At 40.6% G+C, this 21,430-nt stretch carries 18 protein-coding genes; 15 read left to right on the forward strand and 3 right to left on the reverse strand.

What is annotated here, in order from left to right; translation table 11 throughout:
* The first annotated feature begins 96 nt into the window (after window positions 1-96).
* Window positions 97-1,095, forward strand: a complete 999-nt coding sequence (locus G592_RS16610; RefSeq protein ID WP_036953009.1) for an SPFH domain-containing protein — start codon at window positions 97-99, stop codon at window positions 1,093-1,095.
* 97 nt (window positions 1,096-1,192) lie between these two features.
* On the opposite strand, the gene G592_RS0113355 is transcribed toward G592_RS16610, so the two are convergent.
* Complete coding sequence (locus tag G592_RS0113355) at window positions 1,193-1,558, reverse strand: hypothetical protein (protein ID WP_028248258.1); 366 nt, start codon at window positions 1,556-1,558, stop codon at window positions 1,193-1,195.
* A gap of 135 nt (window positions 1,559-1,693) precedes the next feature.
* Between G592_RS0113355 and pepF the strand changes: the two genes are divergently transcribed.
* Window positions 1,694-3,490: an oligoendopeptidase F gene (gene pepF, locus G592_RS0113360; RefSeq protein WP_028248259.1), complete on the forward strand. Its 1,797-nt coding sequence runs from the start codon at window positions 1,694-1,696 to the stop codon at window positions 3,488-3,490.
* Window positions 3,491-3,966: 476 nt separating this feature from the next.
* Here pepF and G592_RS0113365 read toward each other — a convergent pair whose 3' ends face one another.
* Window positions 3,967-5,190 (reverse strand): DUF4317 domain-containing protein, encoded by a 1,224-nt coding sequence (locus G592_RS0113365; protein ID WP_028248260.1) that lies wholly within the window; start codon window positions 5,188-5,190, stop codon window positions 3,967-3,969.
* A gap of 117 nt (window positions 5,191-5,307) precedes the next feature.
* On the opposite strand from G592_RS0113365, the gene G592_RS0113370 reads away from it, so the two are divergent.
* From G592_RS0113370 to G592_RS16615, 10 genes are all read left to right on the forward strand, one after another.
* Window positions 5,308-7,395, forward strand: a complete 2,088-nt coding sequence (locus tag G592_RS0113370; RefSeq protein ID WP_028248261.1) for a beta-galactosidase — start codon at window positions 5,308-5,310, stop codon at window positions 7,393-7,395.
* Between the two features lie 267 nt (window positions 7,396-7,662).
* Window positions 7,663-9,063, forward strand: coding sequence for an asparagine--tRNA ligase (asnS, locus tag G592_RS0113375; RefSeq protein ID WP_028248262.1), 1,401 nt, complete (start codon window positions 7,663-7,665; stop codon window positions 9,061-9,063).
* 23 nt (window positions 9,064-9,086) lie between these two features.
* Entirely contained in the window at window positions 9,087-10,097 is a 1,011-nt protein-coding gene (gene asnA, locus G592_RS0113380) for an aspartate--ammonia ligase (protein ID WP_028248263.1), read from the forward strand.
* 305 nt (window positions 10,098-10,402) lie between these two features.
* Window positions 10,403-10,690: a YerC/YecD family TrpR-related protein gene (locus G592_RS0113385; RefSeq protein ID WP_015548776.1), complete on the forward strand. Its 288-nt coding sequence runs from the start codon at window positions 10,403-10,405 to the stop codon at window positions 10,688-10,690.
* 94 nt (window positions 10,691-10,784) lie between these two features.
* Window positions 10,785-11,417: a DUF1836 domain-containing protein gene (locus G592_RS0113390; RefSeq protein ID WP_028248264.1), complete on the forward strand. Its 633-nt coding sequence runs from the start codon at window positions 10,785-10,787 to the stop codon at window positions 11,415-11,417.
* An 86-nt stretch (window positions 11,418-11,503) separates the two neighbouring features.
* Entirely contained in the window at window positions 11,504-13,840 is a 2,337-nt protein-coding gene (locus G592_RS0113395; RefSeq protein ID WP_028248265.1) for an ATP-dependent helicase, read from the forward strand.
* 9 nt (window positions 13,841-13,849) lie between these two features.
* The gene (gene rlmD, locus G592_RS0113400) at window positions 13,850-15,241 is read left to right on the forward strand and encodes a 23S rRNA (uracil(1939)-C(5))-methyltransferase RlmD (protein WP_028248266.1); all 1,392 of its coding nucleotides are present in this window, start codon (window positions 13,850-13,852) and stop codon (window positions 15,239-15,241) included.
* Between the two features lie 180 nt (window positions 15,242-15,421).
* A complete protein-coding gene (locus G592_RS0113405) occupies window positions 15,422-15,769 on the forward strand; it encodes a helix-turn-helix domain-containing protein (protein ID WP_028248267.1) in 348 nt (115 codons plus the stop codon).
* A gap of 105 nt (window positions 15,770-15,874) precedes the next feature.
* Window positions 15,875-16,729, forward strand: a complete 855-nt coding sequence (locus G592_RS0113410) for a KilA-N domain-containing protein (protein ID WP_028248268.1) — start codon at window positions 15,875-15,877, stop codon at window positions 16,727-16,729.
* 191 nt (window positions 16,730-16,920) lie between these two features.
* The gene (locus G592_RS16615; RefSeq protein ID WP_051194933.1) at window positions 16,921-17,688 is read left to right on the forward strand and encodes an EFR1 family ferrodoxin; all 768 of its coding nucleotides are present in this window, start codon (window positions 16,921-16,923) and stop codon (window positions 17,686-17,688) included.
* A 49-nt stretch (window positions 17,689-17,737) separates the two neighbouring features.
* Here G592_RS16615 and G592_RS0113420 read toward each other — a convergent pair whose 3' ends face one another.
* A complete protein-coding gene (locus G592_RS0113420) occupies window positions 17,738-18,118 on the reverse strand; it encodes a PH domain-containing protein (RefSeq protein WP_028248269.1) in 381 nt (126 codons plus the stop codon).
* Between the two features lie 357 nt (window positions 18,119-18,475).
* Here G592_RS0113420 and rsgA point away from each other — a divergent pair, with 357 nt between their 5' ends.
* From rsgA to G592_RS16625, 3 genes are read left to right on the forward strand one after another with little or no spacing between them, the layout of a single operon-like run.
* Window positions 18,476-19,462, forward strand: coding sequence for a ribosome small subunit-dependent GTPase A (rsgA, locus tag G592_RS16620; protein ID WP_051194934.1), 987 nt, complete (start codon window positions 18,476-18,478; stop codon window positions 19,460-19,462).
* 42 nt (window positions 19,463-19,504) lie between these two features.
* On the forward strand, window positions 19,505-20,413 hold the full coding sequence (locus tag G592_RS0113430; RefSeq protein ID WP_028248270.1) for a DUF2268 domain-containing protein: 909 nt from the start codon (window positions 19,505-19,507) through the stop codon (window positions 20,411-20,413).
* A gap of 13 nt (window positions 20,414-20,426) precedes the next feature.
* Window positions 20,427-21,239, forward strand: coding sequence for a GNAT family N-acetyltransferase (locus G592_RS16625; RefSeq protein ID WP_051194935.1), 813 nt, complete (start codon window positions 20,427-20,429; stop codon window positions 21,237-21,239).
* Window positions 21,240-21,430: the final 191 nt, after the last annotated feature.

The following is a 21,430-nucleotide window of genomic DNA, read 5'->3' on the forward strand; positions in this document are numbered from 1 at the left end:
ATTAGAATTGTTTAAAGGAGCAGATTTTGAGTAGAAATCCGCTCCTTTATTTATTATACTTAAACCATAAAAAACAATTAATGAGGAGGTTTTGTTATGCCAGTATTAATTACTATTTTAGTCATAATCTTGGTTATAATCGCCTTTGGCATTCGTATTGTTCCACAGGGCTACGTATATGTAATCGAGTTCCTTGGTAAGTACCATGCTACATGGCAGGCAGGTATCCATGTTATGATTCCATTCCTTCAGAGAGTTTCAAAGAAGGTTTCTTTGAAGGAGCAGGTGGCTGATTTCCCACCACAGGACGTTATCACAAAGGATAATGTTATCATGAAAATCGATACTGTAGTTTACTTCAAGGTACAGGATCCTAAGCTTTATGCTTATGGTGCTGAGCGCCCAATCCTTGCTCTTGAAAATCTTACAGCTACAACACTTCGTAACCTCGTAGGTGAGCTTGAGCTTGATCAGACTCTTACATCAAGAGACAATATCAACTCTAAGATGAGAGTTATCCTTGATGAGGCTACTGATCCTTGGGGAATCAAGGTAGGCCGTGTAGAGCTTAAGAACATTATTCCACCAGAGGAAATTCAGCGTTCAATGGAGAAGCAGATGAAGGCTGAGCGTGATCGTCGTGAGACTCTTCTTGAGGCAGAAGGTCACAAGCAGGCATCTATCACCAGAGCAGAAGGTGATAAGCAGGCCCTGGTTCTTAAAGCTGAGGCTGAAAGAGATGCAGCTATCGCAAGAGCAACAGGTCAGGCTGAGTCAATCCGCCTTGTATATGAGGCTGAGGCTCGCGGTATTGAAATGCTCAAGGCAGCAAATATGGATGAGAGAGTTCTTCTTATCAAGAAGCTTGAAGCATTAGAGAAGATGGGCGATGGCAGAGCAACAAAGATTGTAGTTCCTACAGACCTTGCATCAGCAGCAGCTGATCTTACATTCAAGACTGAGATGCTTGGATTTGGTGAGAGCACACCAATCGACAAATCAGCTCCTAAGAAGGAGACACCAAAGAAAGAAGACCCATGCTGCAGCGATGCAGATAAGGGTGCTACAACACGTAAGCTTGTAGAGGCAGAATAAAAAATTGGACTCAGCGTTCCATCTAAACTGGATGGTAGCTGAGTCCTTTTATTATATCAGCGTACAAAAAGTACGCAGTTTACTTCGATATTTAGTTTTAAAATGATACGATATTGAATCCATCTTTGAGGCCTGGCACCTGAAGATAAGATTTAACATCACATACTCTCTTGGTCAGCTTGTGACCTGTCTGGGTAAATCCATCAGATTCCACTTCATTGAAAATAATATCATTTCCATCTTCAATTCCGCGGCGGTCTGTGATGTGATATTTCACAACGCCACTTGCAATTCTTGCAAATTCAGCCTTTGAAACTAAAACACTTACCTCAACATTTCCACCAGCTGCGCCAGTTTTAAGTGTGTTGGTATCAGCAAAGAACTGACGGCCAAGCTCGTCTTCCTTGCCACCATTCATTGCCTGATTGAGTCCTTTGATAAGATCTGCTCTGCTATCTGACATAAACGACTCCTTTTTTCAAACGACATTTTGTACTGTATTATTAGGATACAATGTATTTTTGAAAAAATGGTGTAGAAAGTTTGAAATGTGTTAAAATATCTTTCAGCTAAATTTAATTAATAGGAGAATATTTTTATGGCAAAGGAATTAGTAAGCCGCGACCAGGTTCGTGTAGAGGACACATGGGATCTTAGCGCAATGTACGAGAATAAAGAAGCTTGGGAAGCTGATATCAAGTTTATAAATGAGAAGCTTGCTGAGGTGGGTAAATACCAGGGAAAGGTATGTGAGAGTGCAGAGAACCTTCTTGCAGTTCTTAAGCTTAGCGCTATAGCTGAGGAAAAGTTTGAGCTTGCATTTAACTATGCTGAGCGTATCTTTGATCAGGATCAGGGAAATACTGAGCATCAGTCAATGTCACAGAGAATGTTTGCTCTCTATGCAAAGATTAATGCAGCCACAGCATTTGTTTCACCTGAAATCCTTGCCTGCAATGCAGCAGTAATCGAGGGATTTATCGCAGCAAAGCCAGAGCTTGAGCTTTACAGACTCCAGATTAAGGAGATTCAGAGATTAAAGGCTCACACACTTTCAGCAGAGATGGAAAAGGTTGTTGCCATGACACAGGAAATGGGCAACACACCAACAGAAGTTTACAGCGCATTTAAGAATGTTGATATGACATTCCCTGCAATCAAGGATGAGAATGGCGAAGAAGTAGTTCTTACAGATGGCCGTTTTGTACCAATGCTTATGTCTGCCGACAGAAGAGTTCGCGAGGATGCATTCAAAGCATACTATGGTGTTTATGCGAAGTACTTAAATACAATGGCTGCTATCTATAACGGTGAAGTAAAGCAGCATATCTTCAATTCACGTGTGCGCAACTACAGCTCAAATCTCGAGGCAGCTGTTGATGAAAACAATGTGTCACCACAGGTTTACGACAATCTTGTTAAGACAGTAAATGCAAATCTTGATAAATTACATGCATACGTTTCTCTTCGTAAGAAGTGCCTGGGTGTGGATGAGCTTCATATGTATGATATCTACACATCAATGATTCCAGATGCTGCAAAGACAGTTAAGTATGAGGAGGCTCAGAAGACTATCTGTGAGGCTCTTGCAGTTCTTGGTGATGATTATGTAGCTCTTCTTAAGGAAGGTTTTGCAAATCGTTGGATTGATGTTTATGAGAACAAGGGCAAGCGCGGCGGTGCATATTCAGCTACAGCGTACGGTGTTCACCCATACATGCTTCTTAATTACACAGATACATTTGATGACATGTTTACAACAGCTCACGAGATGGGGCACTCTATGCACAGCTATTACTCAAATCAGGCACAGCCATATATCTACAGTGGTTACAAGATTTTCGTTGCAGAGGTAGCATCTACATGTAACGAGATTCTTCTCTTAGAGTACCTTCTTAAGAACTGCACTGATAAGAAGGAGAAGGCTTACCTTCTCAACCACTACCTTGACAGCTTCAAGGGTACAGTTTTCCGTCAGACACAGTTCGCTGAGTTTGAGAAGACTACAAACGAGATGGTAGAGGCTGGCGAGAATCTCAACTCTGAGAATCTTTGCAAGCTTTATAAGGAAATCAACGAGAAGTACTATGGTCCAGATATGATTTCTGATGATGAGATTGCATATGAGTGGGCACGTATTCCTCACTTCTACTACAATTTCTATGTATATCAGTATGCAACAAGCTTCTGTGCAGCAGTTGCCATTGCAGACATGATTTTAAAGGAGGGTGAGCCAGCAGTAGCACGCTACAAGAAGTTCCTTTCAAGTGGATGCACAGACGCACCAGTTGAGCTTCTCAAGATTGCAGGTGTAGACCTCACCACACCAGCTCCAATCGAAGCAGCACTTGCTAAGATGGGAGAAATCGTAGAAGAGTTGAAGACATTAGTATAATGTAAGGAATATCTAAAAGAGCTAGCACAATGCTAGTTCTTTTTTTATGTGGATTATTACGGTAATCAGACAAACTTATTGGTATTTGACCGTAGTTTAAAAAATTGATTTTTCAATCCTACGGTCAAATAAGAGAAAATAAGACGGATGACCGTAGGATTAGAGCATAGATTGTATATGAAAGAGTTGGCGCTCATTCATCAGGTAATAATTGGGCAGTATGACCGTAAAATATATGGAAATAAATCAAAAGACTACGGTCATATCTGATGTTTATCTAAATATGACCGTAGTCTTCAAATTCAAAAAAATTATATTACGGTCATATAATTCGATAATATGTATATGACTGTAAATGTATGTAAAAAGTATACGGATGTATTGGACCTTTTGGTTATTACATAAGTAGTCCAGATATCTTGCAGCATAAACGATGTAAAATGCAAAAGAAAGGCTGACTAGCCAAAAGCTTTATATTATATTTGTTCTCCATTCAAGAACAATACTTCATCTGGTTCGATTGGAACGCAGACGCATTTCTTTCCATCTACATATGCTGTAGTGACTGTGGCTGCCTTGTCTTCTGAAACCTTCACTACGATATCGGCTGGCTTGCCATCTTCTGTGACACCTGTTGCTTCCTTGAGCTGCTTTGTAAGATCTACAACACGCTCCTTAAGAACATTCTTTTCTACACGAAGCTCATTATTCTTGAGAGCCTTCTCATCCAGGATTTCTTCTGCAAGTGGAAGCTGCTCCTCGAAGTAGTTTTCAAACTTGGCCTGAATCTTTTCCACCTTTATATCAGAAAGACCAGAATCAGTGAGGATGTTTGCAACATCCTGTGGCTCTAGGATGATAGGCTCATCCTGACCAAGACGCTCAGTCTCTACAGTGATGAAATCAGAAAGATTCTGCTGAATATCAAGCTTTGTCTCGATAGTTTCATCTGTCTCTTCTCCAAGAGCCTGATCAAGAATATTGTTGAAGGCATTCTTTTTCTGAGTAGAAGTCTTCTTTGTGCCGCAGCCGATGCAGTTCTCCCAGAATTCTACATGAGGCTCCTTTGTATTCTTTGTGTAAGCTAAGCATGCATGTAAATCAGTAGTACGCTCTGAGAAGCATGGGAATGTGAATGCTGTATCTACAGGACCAACAACCCAGTCACGGATACGTGCACCGATTCTGTTTTCATCCTCACGATATCCAAGTCCTGGCTTAGAAAGAGCTACAGGGCAGATAGCACAGATGATGTAATCGTAAACTTCCTCAGACTCATCAAGTGTAAGCTCATCTGAAGTCTTCATAGGAATATCGTATGTGTCGTGATAGAGAAGAATCAAGTAGTTTCCAACGAAATCATATGACTCGATAATTCTGTTGTAATATTCGATAAGAAGCTTCTCATCCTGAAGACGGCTTTCACGAAGTCTCATTAGAAGGTCGTGACCGCTTCCTTCTATTTCAGATTCTGGGTCAAATGGAAGCTCTAGCAAGTTGTTTCCTACAGTTCCTGAAAGGGACTTGTTTGCAATTTCAAGATACTTGTGGAATTCTTCATCCTCAAGATTAAGGAAGGTCTCCTTAAAAGTGAGAACCATTTCCTTGTTGGCATCAACATAGCAACCTACCATCTTGTCGAAGTTGCAGGAATCCTTTTTAAAGCGTCGTTTTATTTCATTTATTTCTTTTTTATTCATAAATCGCTACTCCTAAATAGTAATTAGTTACATCTTTTGTAACATGCTTTATAATTATAATTGCGTCAAAATTTGATATCAAGAGTTTTTCTTTTTAAAGGAAATTGAGGGATTTTTATGGAACATATACTAGATTTTACAAAGGCAAGAAAGCAGGAGATTTACCCATTACCAAAGACATTTTATGGGAGAAATCCTGATGGGAAGGAGATAGGTTTTACCAACTATTATATGACAATAGATGGGGAGCCTTTCTTTGCTATAAGCGGTGAGTGTCATTTTTCAAGGGTGTTTGAAAACCAGTGGGAGGACACCATCCTGAAGATGAAGGCAGGTGGATTAAATATAATTTCCACCTATGTTTTCTGGAACCATCATGAGGAGATAGAGGGGCAGTTTGATTTTTCTGGCAGAAGAAATCTGAGAAAGTTCGTGGAGCTTTGCCAGATGCATGACATGTTCGTAATCCTTAGAATTGGTCCATTCTGTCATGGTGAGTGTAGAAATGGTGGCCTGCCAGACTGGCTTTATGGAAAGCCTTATGATGTGCGAGGTAATAATCCTGAGTTTTTGCAGCAGGTGAGACTTTTTTACAGGGCTATAGGACAGCAGATTCAGGGTCTACTTTTTAAGGATGGAGGCCCAATCATCGCTGCTCAACTTGACAATGAATATATGCACTCAGCGGCGCCTTGGGAGATGTCCACAGGAATTTCCAACGAGTGGGTGAATGGTGGAAAAGATGGTGATGAATATCTTATCGCGTTGAAAAAGCTTGCTATTGAAGAGGGAATAGAGACTCCATTTTACACATGTACAGGCTGGGGTGGTGCTGCCACACCTACAGAGCATATGCTTCCACTTTGGGGAGGTTATGCATTCTGGCCTTGGATGTTCTATGGAAATAAGGACTACAAGCATCCAGCCACACCAGAATATATTTACAGGGATAATCACAATAATGCTGTGAAATCCACCTACAATTTTGAGCCATTTTATGAGCCGGAATCCATGCCTTATTCCTGCTGTGAAATGGGCGGAGGAATGATTCCTTTCTATAATTATCGATTCCATTTTCCATATGAATCAGTGGATGCTATGGCGAACGTGAAGATGGCGGGGGGATGTAATTTCCTTGGTTATTACATGTACCGTGGTGGCACCAATCCTCATGGATTTGCTACGGAATTTTTAAATGAGCATCAGGTGCCAAAGCTGGGATATGATTACAATGCACCTATAGGTGAGTTTGGTCAGCTTCGTCCAAGCTATTATAGGCTGAGATGTATACATACCTTTGTAAAGCATTTTGGCCATTTGCTTTGTCCCATGACCACGCTATTGGCTGAAGATAATGAAGGTAGGGAGCCTGAGGATACTTCGTATTTACGATATGCTGCCCGCACAGATGGGGAAAGTGGATTCCTTTTTATCAATAATTATCAGGATCATGTGAAGCTTTCCGATAAGGCAGGGGAATCAATAACAATCAAGTTGCCGGGCAAGGAAATAAACATAGATGATTTGATCATTGCAGCAGGAGAGGAAGCCATACTTCCTATTAATCTTGATTTGGATGGAATAAAGCTTGAGTATGCTACAGTGCAGCCACTGGCCAGGGTGGAATCACCGGATGTGATTTCCTATATTTTCTTTAAACCAGAGGGAATGAAGCCAGTATATAAATTTGAAGGTGAGGAACCTATTGTTCCAGAAGATAGCCCTTCCTATAGTTTTCCTATGTACGTTAACGGGAAGACAATTTGCTTCATTACCCTATCCAGAGAGATGAGCTACGAGTTTACGGAAATAAAGCCACCTGCAGAACTTATTAATCAAAATAAAAGAGTACTTACACCTGTGCAGTGCGGGGAGTCCAGATTTACTATTGAGATTCCGATGCTCAATGAGGAAGCAAAGGATACATTGCTTCAGATTAATTATAGCGGCGACATTGGCAGCCTTTTTGATGCATCAGGCAAGCTGGTTCACGATGATTTTTGCTGTGAAAAGACCTGGGAAATTGGTTTGAAAGAGCTTGGCATAAAAGAAGGAGATGTGCTGACACTTTATATCACACCAAAGAAGGAAGATGTGGTAGTGGACGTTTCTTCCACAATGGCTGGAAGGCTTGAAAAGGCCGAAGGCATGCATTTTGCCCTTGGAGAAGTGGCTTTGGTGGAGACTTTGGAAGGGCAGGCTTAAAAAGGCACTTGACTTTAAAAGTCTAAATAACTATACTTTACTCAAATAAAGAAGGGGAACAGTCATGGCATTTACATCTATGCTTAACAATCTCAATAATAACAATAATAATTCCGTGAATAATAATCAGGGGATTTAATTTTATTGTGTTGATGAGATTTGAAGATTGTTCAAATTAAGTAAGAATTAGAAAGCCTCATCAAGCGCAAGTTTGGTGGGGCTATTTTATTGCTGTTCTTCAGTATAAAAATTATAAGGAGTAAAACAATGAGCGTTAAAACTACAGACGTAAGAACACTTTCAAGAAACTTTAAAGAGTTCGACGGCAAGGAAGTTACAGTTTCAGGTTGGGTCCGCAACATGCGTGATTCTAAGACATTCGGTTTCTTAGTACTTGCTGACGGAACATTTTTCAACCCAGTACAGGTTGTATTTAACCAGGATAAGATTGACAACTTCGACGAGGTTTGCCATCTAAATGTAGGTGCAGCAGTATATGTAACAGGTATCGTTACACTTACACCAGAGGCAAAGCAGCCATTTGAGATTCAGGCTACAAAGGTTGAGATAGAAGGAAAGTCTACACCAGATTATCCAATCCAGCCAAAGAGACACACAATGGAATATCTTCGTACACAGACACATCTTCGTCCACGTACAAATACATTCCAGGCAGTATTTCGAGTTCGTTCTCTTTGTGCATACGCTATTCACAAGTTCTTCCAGGAGCGTGATTTCGTATACGTACACACTCCACTTATCACAGGTTCTGACTGTGAAGGTGCAGGTGAGATGTTCCAGGTTACAACAATGGACCTTAACAACATCCCTAAGACAGAGGATGGCAAGGTTGATTTCTCACAGGATTTCTTTGGACATGCTACAAACCTCACAGTATCAGGTCAGTTAAATGGTGAGACATATGCTCAGGCATTCAAGAACATCTACACATTTGGACCTACATTCCGTGCTGAGAATTCAAACACAACTCGTCACGCAGCTGAGTTCTGGATGATTGAGCCAGAGATTTCATTTGCTGATCTTGAGGATGATATGATTCTCGCTGAGGACATGATTAAGTTCGTTATCAACTACGTTCTTGAGCATGCTCCAGAGGAGATGGAGTTCTTCAACAACTTCATCGACAAGGGACTTCTTGATAGATTACATCACGTAGCTTCTTCTGATTTCGGTCGCATCACATACACAGATGCTGTTGCTGAGCTTGAGAAGCACAATGATGAGTTTGATTACAAGGTATCTTGGGGCTGTGATCTTCAGACAGAGCACGAGAGATATCTTACAGAGAAGATTTTTGGAAAGCCTGTATTCGTTACAGATTATCCAAAGGAAATCAAGGCATTCTATATGAAGCTCAATGAGGATGGAAAGACTGTTGCAGCTATGGACTGTCTCGTTCCTGGTATCGGTGAGATCATTGGTGGTTCACAGCGTGAGGACGACTACGATGTACTTGTTCAGAGAATGAAGGAGTGCGGTCTCAAGGAAGAGGATTACCAGTTCTACCTTGACCTTAGAAAGTATGGTTCATCTAGACATGCTGGATTTGGTCTTGGATTCGAGCGTTGCGTAATGTACCTCACAGGAATGGGTAACATCCGTGACGTAATTCCATTCCCACGTACAGTTGGAAATTGTGACTTATAAGATAGACTAGGAGGAAGAAAGTTATGAGTAAGATTTACATCCCAGATGGCTACGCGTCAGCGTTAGATTTGAAAGAGACCCAGATAGCTATTAAGAAAGTTAAAGACTTTTTCCAGGCACAGCTTACAGCTGAGTTAAATTTACACCGTGTTACAGCACCACTTTTTGTAAGACCTGAGTCAGGTTTGAACGACAACTTAAATGGTGTTGAGCGTCCAGTTGCTTTCGGTGTAAAGGAACAGAACGACAAAGAGGTTGAGGTTGTTCACTCTCTTGCAAAGTGGAAGAGAATGGCACTTGGCCGTTATGGTTTCAATGTAGGCGAGGGCCTTTATACTGATATGAATGCTATCCGCCGCGATGAGGATACAGATAACATTCATTCTATCTATGTTGACCAGTGGGATTGGGAATGTATCATCGAGAAATCTGCTCGTAACGAAGAGACTCTTAAGAAGTACGTAAAGAGCGTTTATGCAGCTCTTCGCGTTACTGAGAAATATATTGCAAATTCATATGACTATGTACAGTGCATTCTCCCAGAGGAGATTCACTTCATCACTACTCAGGAGCTTGAGGACAGATGGCCAGATCTTGACCATTCTCAGCGTGAGTATGAGGCTGCTAAGGAATACGGCGCAATCTTCCTTATGAAGATAGGTGATTTGCTTAAGTCAGGTGAGAAGCATGACGGTCGTGCTCCTGATTATGATGATTGGCAGCTTAACGGTGATATTATCGTTTACTATCCAGTAGATGATATTTCACTTGAGCTTTCATCAATGGGTATCCGTGTTGATGAGGACAGCCTTAAGGCTCAGCTTCAGAAGGCTGGTTGCGAAGAAAGAGCAGAGCTTCCATTCCAGAAGGCTATTCTTGAAAAGAAGCTTCCATATACAATAGGTGGTGGTATCGGCCAGAGCCGTATTTGTATGTTCTTCCTCAGAAAGTGCCATATCGGAGAGGTACAGTGTTCTATCTGGCCTGAAGAGGATGTAAAGACTGCAAATGAAAAGGGCGTTGTTATCCTGTAGGCGGAATATTTCACGATAGTGTCTTTCTGAGAGAAACAAAATCCTTTACAAATTAATAATTTTATCGTAAAATATCCTTCGGCTCTCTTTTAGAGGGCCGATTTTTTGCGATTAAAATTATTACTATAACTAAATTTTTTTATTTTAGACATATTTTTTATTATGATTCTTTACTTTAAAACTTTAGTGTGATAAACTGTACTTATGCTGAGGATTGATTATGGGAATTGGCCTTTGCATAGGGAAAGTTTAGGAATTAAAGGGCAGTAAAGTATTATAGGGATTTTACAGGAGTATTTGAGATAATGAATAAGAAACTTGAAACAGCAGAGATGGATGAGCTTTTAAGAGCCATTCTTAGCCTCGAGACAGTCGAGGAAGCCTACGAATTTTTTGAAGACCTTTGCACAGTTAACGAGATGGTAGCTATGAAGCAGCGCTTCGAGGTTGCCAAGATGCTTCGTGAAGAGCGTACATATCAGGACATCGCTGATGAGACTGGCGCCAGCTCAGCTACAATCAGCCGTGTTAATCGTGCCCTTAACTATGGAAACGATGGTTACGACATGGTTCTTAAGAGAATCAGTAAGTAGTATTATAGCTTAATTGGATTCGTATTATATTTATGCTAAAATGTGAGATGTAGTTTCTGAAACTACATCTCATTTTTTGTATAAGGGGAAACGTATGGATAATTCTAGAAAACGACTTAACGAAATTCTTCATCAGCTGGCTGAGATAGACTATGTTCATCCTGCTGATATTCCAAATATTGATTTATATATGGATCAGGTGCTGACATTTTTGGATCAGGAGCTAGGAACAGTTCGTGAGGCCACAGAAGACAAGGCAATGACTAAGACTATGATAAACAATTATACCAAGAATCAGCTTATGCCACCTCCAGAAAAGAAAAAGTATTCCAGAGAGCATATGCTGAATCTTATCTTTATTTATTACTTTAAGAATTTTTTAGGTTTGAAGGATATCAAAAGTATTTTGGATCCAATCAACGACAAGTATTATGGGGACAGTGAAGGTCTGTCGTTCTTTGATATTTATAGCGACATGGTAGGCTACGAGCGCAAGGTCGCAAAGGAAGTAACAAAGGACATTATCAAGAAGTACAACATAAGTCGCGAGGCTTTTGCAGACCAGGACGAGGAAAGCAAGGATGTACTTCAGGATTTCACCTTCATTTGCCTGCTTTCATTTGATGTATTTGTTAAGAAAATGATGATTGAACAGTATATTTCCAACCGTCGTGAAGATGAGGAAAAGGCAGACAATAGTTCCAAAGAAAAACCAAAAGAAAAGTGATTATTAGGTAGAAGCAACTATGTTTCTATGTTAGAATTATAGAACAAAGTTTCGAAAATAATCATAAATGTAAGGATAGTTTTGTTATGAATTTAGATTTTTTGAATGACAAGCAGCGAGAGGGTGTAGTCACAACCGAAGGACCTGTGCTTATTTTGGCGGGTGCCGGTTCCGGAAAGACAAGAGTGCTTACACACCGCGTTGCTTATTTAATAGAACAGGGTGTGATGCCTTATAACATCATGGCCATCACCTTTACTAATAAGGCTGCCAGAGAGATGAGGGAGCGTATAGATAATATCGTAGGCTTCGGCTCAGATGGTGTTTGGGTAGCTACCTTTCATGCCAGCTGTGTTCGTATTCTCCGTCGTTTCTGCGAGAATCTTGGACAGGGCTACAGCAGCAATTTTACTATTTACGATACAGACGATTGCAAGACTCTTATGAAAGAGGTTTGCAAATATCTTCAGATAGATACAAAGCAGTTTAAGGAGCGCACATTTTTAAATGTTATTTCTGATGCTAAGAATAAATTGATTGGTCCAGAAGAATTTACTAATCGTGCCATGGGAGATTTTAATATGTCCCGTCAGGCCACAGTTTATCGTGAGTATCAGGCTCGTCTTCGCCAGAATAATGCATTTGATTTTGATGATTTGATTATGAAGACTGTAGAGCTCCTTCGTTTAGATGGAGACGTTCGTGCTTACTATAATGATAAGTTCAAATACATCATGGTAGACGAGTATCAGGATACCAATGCGGCTCAGTTTGAGCTTGTTCGTCTACTCACAGGTGGTGCGCAGAATCTTTGCGTTGTAGGTGATGACGATCAGTCTATCTACAAGTTCCGTGGTGCGGATATTTATAATATTTTGAATTTTGAGCAGCACTTCCCTGCAGCTCACGTTATTAAGCTTGAGCAGAATTATCGAAGCACAGGAAACATCCTGGAGGCTGCCAATTCTGTCATTGCCAACAACGAGGGACGTAAGGAAAAGGCTCTTTGGACAGAGGCTGAGGATGGAGATAAAATCCAGTTCCAGCAGTTTGACAGTGCTTATGAAGAGGCTAGCTTTATAGCTAGTAATATTGGAGCCTTGGTTCGTAAAGGCGAAGCAGATTATAAGGATTGCGCAGTGCTTTATCGTACCAATGCACAGTCACGTCTTATAGAAGAAAAAATGATTTATGAGGGCATCCCTTATAAGATTGTAGGCGGTGTTAATTTCTATAGCCGTAAGGAAATCAAGGACGTTCTTGCATATTTAAAGACTGTTGATAATGGCAGTGACGATATTGCTGTTCAGCGTATTATCAATATTCCAAAGCGTGGAATTGGTGCTACCACTATCACTAAGGTTTCTGATTTTGCCAGAGAACGAGGCCTGAATTTCTATGAGGCATTGCTTCATTGCGAAGAGGTGCCATCTATTGGAAAGGCAGCGACAAAGATTCAGGGCTTTACCAGTCTGATTGAAAAGCTTCGTCAGATTGCTCAGGAAGAATCCGTTTCAGCTCTTGTGGAGGAGATTTTGGATCAGACAGATTATGTGGCAGAGCTGAAAGCTGAGGGCACAGATGAGGCAAAAGCTCGTATCGAAAATATCGATGAGCTCCTTACAAAGGCTGTTGCCTATGAGAAGGACGCAAGAGACGATGGAGAGGAGCCTACACTTTCAGGATTCTTAGAGGATGTAGCGCTTGTTGCAGATATAGACAGCTACGAGGAAAGCGACAATTACGTTGTGCTCATGACTCTTCATGGCGCAAAGGGATTGGAGTTCCCTCGTGTATATATGGCCGGCATGGAGGACGGATTGTTCCCAGGCCAGGCAGCTATTTTTGATGGTGGCGGAGCAGATTCAGAGCTTGAGGAAGAGCGACGTCTGGCATATGTAGGTATCACCCGTGCCAGAGAGCATCTGACTATGACTGCAGCACGCATGAGAATGGTTCGAGGCGAGACTGCATTCCATAAGATTTCCCGCTTCGTAAAGGAGATTCCAGAGGAGCTTGTGAAGGGCAATCTTTGGGAGCCAAAGCCAATGGATGATTATAGCAGCACACCTATCGGGGAGTATTCTGTATATCAGAAGCCATCAGGATTTGGAAAGCCATTTGCCGCTTCTACAAGCTACGGTACAGCTGGATCTACAGCCGGCACAGGCAAGGGCAGCTACAGCGCCAGCAGATATTCTGTAGGCAGCTCTACAACAGCAGTGGCCAATAAGAATGGCACTAAGATTGAGAAAACTGATTTGGATTATGGCATCGGCGACCGTGTCAGCCATATCAAATTTAAAGAAGGAACAGTTAAAGATATCATCGACGAGGGCCGCGATTACGAGGTTACAGTAGAGTTCGATGGTGTCGGTGTGAAGAAGATGTTCGCATCTTTCGCAAAACTTAAAAAGTTATAAGAGGTATTTATGAAACGTGGAGAAATCGTACAGGGTAAAGTTATAAAAGTAAATTTCCCCAACAAGGGCATTGTGGAGACAGCTGAGGGTGACCGCCTTCGTGTAAAAGGTGTTCTTCCAGGTCAGACTGTATCTGTCCGTGTGAAGAAATCTTCCAAGGAAAAGGCACAGGGCAATCTGCTCTCAGTGGATGAGCCATCAGCACTTGAGATGGCAGAGCCAGCATGTGTTCACTATGGCAAGTGTGGCGGCTGTACATATCAGTCTCTTCCATACGAGGAGCAGCTTAAGATTAAGGAGGGCATGATTCATGACCTTATGGCTCCTGTAATCGGAGAGGATGTTTGGAATGCCACATACGAAGGCATTAAGGCCAGCCCTAAGCAGTTTGAATATAGAAATAAAATGGAGTTCTCTTTTGGTGACGAGGTAAAGGATGGTCCTCTCACTCTTGGTATGCATAAAAAGGGTAGCTTCTACGATGTTGTCACTGTAGATGGTTGCCAAATTATCGATGCTGATATGAGACGCGTTCTTACTATCACATTGGAGTACTTCGCAAATGCGAAGCAGCCATATTATCGCAAGAATACTCACGAAGGATATTTGCGTCATCTTTTAGTTCGTAAGGCAGCAAAGACAGGCGAGATCCTTGTTGATCTTGTTACAAGCACACAGATTTCATCTATCTATGAGATTGCTCTTTTAGAGGGCTGGAAGCAGGCGCTTATTAATTGCCCAGATTGGAAAGGAAAGCTTACAGGAATCCTTCATACAAAGAATGATAGAGAAGCAGATGTTGTCTGCGATGAGGGTACAGAAATCCTCTATGGTCAGGATTGGTTCAAGGAGGAGATTTTAGGACTTTCTTTTACAATCACTCCATTCTCATTCTTCCAGACAAATTCACTTGGTGCTGAGGTGCTCTACAGCACAGCACGTGACTTTATTGCCAGCGGTGCTGACGGTGCAGAGGTATATGATTTGTATTCTGGCACTGGTACAATTGCTCAGGTTATTGCACCAGCAGCAAAGCATGTAACAGGTGTAGAAATTATCGCTGAGGCAGTTGAGGCAGCAAAGGATAATGCCAAGCTCAACGGACTTGAGAATTGCGATTTCATCGCAGGTGATGTACTTAAGGTTCTCGATGATATCACTGAGAAGCCAGATTATATCATCCTTGATCCACCACGTGATGGTATCCATCCAAAGGCACTTGATAAGATTATTGATTACGGTGTAGATTCACTTGTTTATATTTCCTGCAAGCCTACCAGCCTTGCTCGCGACCTTGAGGTATTCCTTGAACGTGGCTACAAGGTTACACGCCTTGCTTGCGTGGACATGTTCCCTGGAACATATCATTGTGAATCTATTTGTGCACTGACTAGAAAATAATTGGGGATTATTGTATGGGATTAGTAGAACTGTAATTACAAAATGAAATAGGAAAAACTTTTGAGGTCACAATTTGTGACCTCTATTTTTTAAATCTTTTTTAAGTGTTCAAATATGAACACTTATGATAATATATACGTGATGACGAATTTGCACAATTCGGAAAGGCGGATAGTTACAATGACAATTATAGAAAGAATTTTTTTTCTTATAAAAGAACGTGGGTTAAGCCAAAATGCATTTGGCAAGGCAGCTGGTATTGCTCCTAGCACTATAAGTGACTGGAAGACAAAGGGGCATACACCTTCAGCTGATAAGATTATGGATATATGCAGAGTGTTAGAGGTAACACCTGAGGCTCTTCTTACTGGGAAAGGAATAGATGAAGCTGATATCACAGAGTCTAAGGTAGATTACAAGGGTAAACAGCTACTATTGGAATATGAAGGCTTAAATGAGGATGCCCAGAAGAGGCTGCTGACGTATGCTAAGAAGCTGGGGGAGCTGACGAAACTAGAAGATTTATAGTTTTAACCGTGTGCATTTACATACGGTTTAGATACATTAGGATTATGTATTTTAAACTTATCGATTTCGATAAGTTTAAAAACTTAAAAGATAGGAGAGATAAACATGGGAAAAGCAATAATAAAAGATACTATACACGCTAAAGGATTTGACATAGGAATTTATACTATGGACTATGAGAATGAATTTATATCTTTAACCGATATTGCAAAATACAAGAGTGATGCGCCAAATGATGTCATAAAAAACTGGATGAGAAACAGGGACACTCTTGAATTCTTGGGTTTATGGGAAAGTCTTCATAATCCGGATTTTAAACCCGTCGAATTCGACGGGTTTAGAAGCGAGGCAGGTCTACACGCATTTACAATGTCGCCAACAAAGTGGATAGAAAGCGTTAATGCTATTGGTATTGTTTCAAAGGCTGGTCGATATGGTGGGACATATGCGCATTCTGACATTGCACTGGAGTTTGCGTCTTGGATATCAGCTGAATTTAAACTATATATCATTAAAGACTATAAGCGACTCAAGAAGGATGAAAATAGTAAACTCTCAATTAATTGGAATTTAAATCGTGAAATTGCAAAGATTAACTATCGTATACACACAGATGCAATTAAGGATAATCTTATTCCACCAGAGCTTACACCAGAGCAGATTTCATTCAAATATGCAAGTGAAGCGGATCTTCTTAATGTTGCATTATTTGGCAAGACAGCTAAACAGTGGAGAGATTCTAATAAAGATAAAAAAGACAATATGCGAGATTTCGCAAGCTTAAATCAACTGTTGGTACTTGCAAATATGGAAAGCTATAATGCTATCTTAATTGAGCAGGGGAAGCCACAATCAGAAAGATTGGTACTTCTTAGACAGCTTGTAGTAAAACAGATGCAAACATTGGAATATGTAAATAATGAGGGGCTTAAGAGACTGCCTGGTGCAACAAATCCCTAGTTAAACACTTTTGCTTTGACATTTATAAGTATTATGTATAAACTAAACACTACAGCGGATAAGGTTAAGACCTAGATCGATGCTGCTGAATAAGAAAGAATTCTTTGGGAACGGGTTTTTTGCCGCAGGTCTATTAAAAGGAGCGGGTTGCTCGTTCTTTTTCTTTTAATTAAAAAATTAGGAAGAGAATAATGGTTTTATATTTTAGTGGTACAGGCAATAGCAAATTTGTTGCGGAGAGAATAGCTAATGCCTTAAATGAAAAAGTTTGTGATATCTCAGAGTTTATAAAGAAAAAGGAGAAACCTGCATTTACAGAGGGTGGAAAATACATCTTTGTTGCACCATCCTATATGTCAGCACCTGCCAAGGCGATGGTTGATTTCGTTGAGGATGCTACATTTCCTACGGGCATAGAGGCATATTTTGTAGTTACCTGTGTGGCTTCTATGGGCACCACACCAAAGATAGCTAAAAAGCTATGTAAGAAAAAGGGCTTTAAATACATGGGCTCTGCACAGATTCAGATGCCACAGAATTATATTGTATTTTTTAAAACCCAGGAGAGTGCTGAGAATCTTAAAGTCATAAAGGATGCCGTTTCACACATTGAGGAGCTTGCAACCAAAATACAAAATGGTGAGAAAATAAAAGAAAGATGGATTTCATTGCTGGAGCATGTTTTCACTGTTTCTATAGGTAATCTTTATTATAAATACTTCATGGGAACCAAAAAATTTATGGTAAAGGACGACTGTATTTCCTGCGGAAAATGTGCAAGAGTATGTCCCTTTGGTAATATCAGTATTGTGGAAGGTAAGCCAGTTTGGGGTGATGATTGCACACACTGTATGGCTTGCATTAATCTTTGTCCGAAGGGCTCCATTGAGTATGGTGAAAACACAATCGGAAAGCCTAGATATCCGGGACCATTTTTCACTTTACAACAGGATAATTAAAGACAATAAAACAGGGTACGCGCCATTCGGCATGTACCCTGTAATTTTTTTATCTATCGTCATCATCGTCGTCCAGCTCGAATTCACTGCCCATGTATTCACGGCCTACCACACGCTTAGATTCACGCTGCTGTTCAACCTGAACGGAAAGCATTTCCTTTACATTTGCAGAATTTCTTACATTTTTAATTTCAAATGTTCCAAGGTTTTTGTCAGAAGAGCTGACAAAAATAGAGCCTACTCCAAAGATTCGCTGACCGAGGCTTCTCTTAAGCTGAAGATCAAGAATTCTATATAATCTCACTTCATTCTGAACAAGATTAAAAAATCCTGTCTCAACAAATAATCTGTCCTCGCTCATGCTATATTTTGTAAAACTAAGTGGAAGTCCAAAATGTCTTTTTCTGTCATGCCATAAAATATCTGCCATCATTATCCTCCTTAAAATTTGAGTCTTTTGCTATTTATAATCGTTATTACTCACTAATACAATTAAATACATAATATATCAATATGATAAATGTGTTGATATTTACTGAAAATTATGCAATAATGTGCTCGTAGTAAAAAAAAATATAGAGGAAAGCGAGGTAAATTTGATGCGTGTCATGAGCACAGAGATTGTAACTGAATATCGTATGAAGACCTCGGTTTTGGGATTTTAACTTATTGATATGATTTCAACCGTGGCTATTTTGTCACGGTTTCTTTATGCCTATTTCTGGCAGTTTTCCATATAGGGTCTCCGTACGATTTCTTGATTTTGAAAATAATAGGAGACAAAGAAATGAATAATACTAATGAACAGATTACTAGTAATGAACAGCTTGGACGTATTTCTGAGGTTCAAAAGAACAGCTTCAGAATCAAATTTCAGGGGCAGGATATTCCGGCTAAATTAAAGGGATTTTTCTATGAGGAAAGTGCTGATAAATTGCCAGTTGTGGGAGATTATGTAAGCTTTGATTACAATTCAACTGGTGACTCTATGATACAGTCAGTGCAGGAAAGAAAGAGCTTTTTGCAGCGACCAGATCAGGCCAAAACAGGCGTCATGCAGTACATGGTTGCAAATGTAGATTATGTATTCATAGTCACATCTTTGAATGAGGATTACAGCTACAACAGAATAGCAAGGTATGTCAGCATGGTTCTTCAGGGTGGTGCTACACCTGTAGTGATTCTTACGAAGTCGGACCTTTGCAACAACGTGGGACGCTACATCCGTGAGGTGGAAACAATTGCAGAAGACGTGCGAGTTCATGCTATATCAGCCATATATGACATTGGCATGGATGAGCTGGAAGAATACCTTCAGCCAGGAAAAACAATTTGCCTGATGGGTTCTTCCGGAGCAGGAAAATCAACACTTCTCAATGCTATTACAGGGGAAGAAGTTATGAAGACTTCTGCTATCAGAGAATCTGATGATACGGGTCGACACACTACCACACACAGACAGTTAATCGAACTAGAAAATGGTGTCTCTATTATCGACACTCCTGGTATGAGAGAGCTTGGAATGGCGATGGTGGAGGATGGGATTGATAGCACTTTCTCAGATATTATCGAGCTTGAAAGTAGATGTAAATTCAGCAACTGCAGACATGATACAGAGCCTGGTTGTGCTATAAAGGCTGCTATAGAAAATGGAGAATTATCCCTGGAAAGATTCCAGCTTTATCAAAATCTTGGTCAGGAAAATACAAAAAATTATGCCAAGAAAAAAGAGATTTCAAAGTGGGCCAAGGCCTATAAGAAAAACAAATTTTAATACTGTAACTGATAACAATAATTACTAGAAATCGAGGACAAAATGAAAGTTAACAGACTATACTCACCAGATATTTACAGGAAGATTATGCTGGCGGACCAGGATAAAAAGGATGATATTTACCGCTATGATATGATGATGCCATTTAAAGGAAAATGGGATATTTATCACATACCTATGACACCTAAATACCCAGGTGGTTACGACATAATAATGGCAAATAGAATGTTTGGTTTGGCATCTCCATCGGACATAGATGGAAGTTACGAAAATCAGATAAACTCACTGGCAAATGATGAGATGTGGACAGCCTGTCAGGATTCTATCGAGAAAGCGTTACTTCGTTTTTACGATAATGGGATTGATTTGAAGACAGAAGAATATACCTATTCAATTCTTCTGGCAGACCCAAAGAGTCCATACACAATCATGAATGATGGCTACTGTGGGGATGGCGGAATTCCAGGATTTATCATGGGTTGGCTTATACCTACCGAGGAAAATATAAAGCGACTTCCAGTTGCTCTTGCTCATGAAACAAATCACAATGTGCGCTATCAGTTTATCAAATGGACAAACGATGTAAATGTGGCCGAGATGATTGTAAGTGAAGGTTTGGCGGAAAATTATGCCACTACAATTTTTGGCGAAGAGTACCTTGGGCCATGGGTCACAAAAACAGACATGGAGCTGATGCCTCTTATCAAGGAAATCATCCATGATGGTCTGGAGGTGACAGGTTTTGACAACATTACTTCATATCTCTATGGTGATGAAATGGCGGAAATGCGCCAGTTCCCAAAGGTGGGCTTGCCATACTGTGCAGGCTATGCCACAGGATATTATTTGGTCAAATATTATCTTGAAAAGACTGGCATGCCTATAGAAAAAGCCACTATCCTTCCTGCTGACGAGATACTAAAAGAAGTCCCTGAGTTCTGGGAAATGTAAAGGAGGGCAGGATTTGATTAAGAATTTAATTATCAGGGAAGAAAAACCTGAAGATTATTACAATACAGAACTTATGGCGATGCGTAGCTTTTGGAACAAGTATTATCCAGGGGCTTCAGAACATTATCTGATTCGCATTGTCAGAGAATCAGAGGATTATATTCCTGAGATTAGCCGTGTAGCAGAGTTGGATGGGAAAATCGTTGGAGCGGTATTTTATACCAGGGCTTGGATTGTAGATGGAGATACCAGGCATGAGGTGGTCACTTTTGGACCATTGGCAGTTGAGCCTACGCTAGAAGGAAATGACATAGGTGGAGCTCTGATGCGTGAAACAATCAGACTGACGAAGGAGGCAGGCTTCGCCGGGATAGCCCTTATGGGTGAGCCGTATTATTACCCAAGATTTGGATTTGAGCGTGGAGCAAAATACGGCATAACAGATCCTGAAGGTAATACTTTTGATGCCTTAATGATACTCCCACTGAATGATGATTTTTCAAATATCAAAGGTAAGTTGTATGAAAGCCCAGATTTTGAGAAGGTTGAAGATGAGCAGGCACTGGAGGAAATTAGCAAGCAATTCCCAGCTTACAGAAAAGTAAAAGTACAGGAAGGGTTCATGCAGATTTTTGAAAAGCATCTTGGAGTGGTGGAATCAGTAGATGGAGATATCTGTCAGGTGAGATATTGGGAATTTCTCATCCCTGCAAGAATTCTATCAGACCTGTCACAGAAGCCTATAGCTGGCAGCGATGTAATATTCGAGTGGAACCACAAAGGGGAATCCAGAATTATTAAGGTATTTAAAAATTTGCTGGAATAAAATTGGAGAAGTGAATTAAAGAAAAGTTTAACCCAGAGGTCTGGTCAGTGAAGGCTAGGCCTCTTTTTATTTGAGCTTTGTTCATTCTATCTGCCAAGAGTCCCAGTCAAGTGCAAGGCCTGGCGGCTCGGCTTCGCCGCCTCTTGACAGCGCCTCTTTTGGCAGATACTAGGCAAACAAGCTCAAAAAAA

It is taken from the genome of Pseudobutyrivibrio ruminis CF1b, assembly GCF_000424005.1.
GTDB classification, from domain to species: domain Bacteria; phylum Bacillota; class Clostridia; order Lachnospirales; family Lachnospiraceae; genus Pseudobutyrivibrio; species Pseudobutyrivibrio ruminis_C.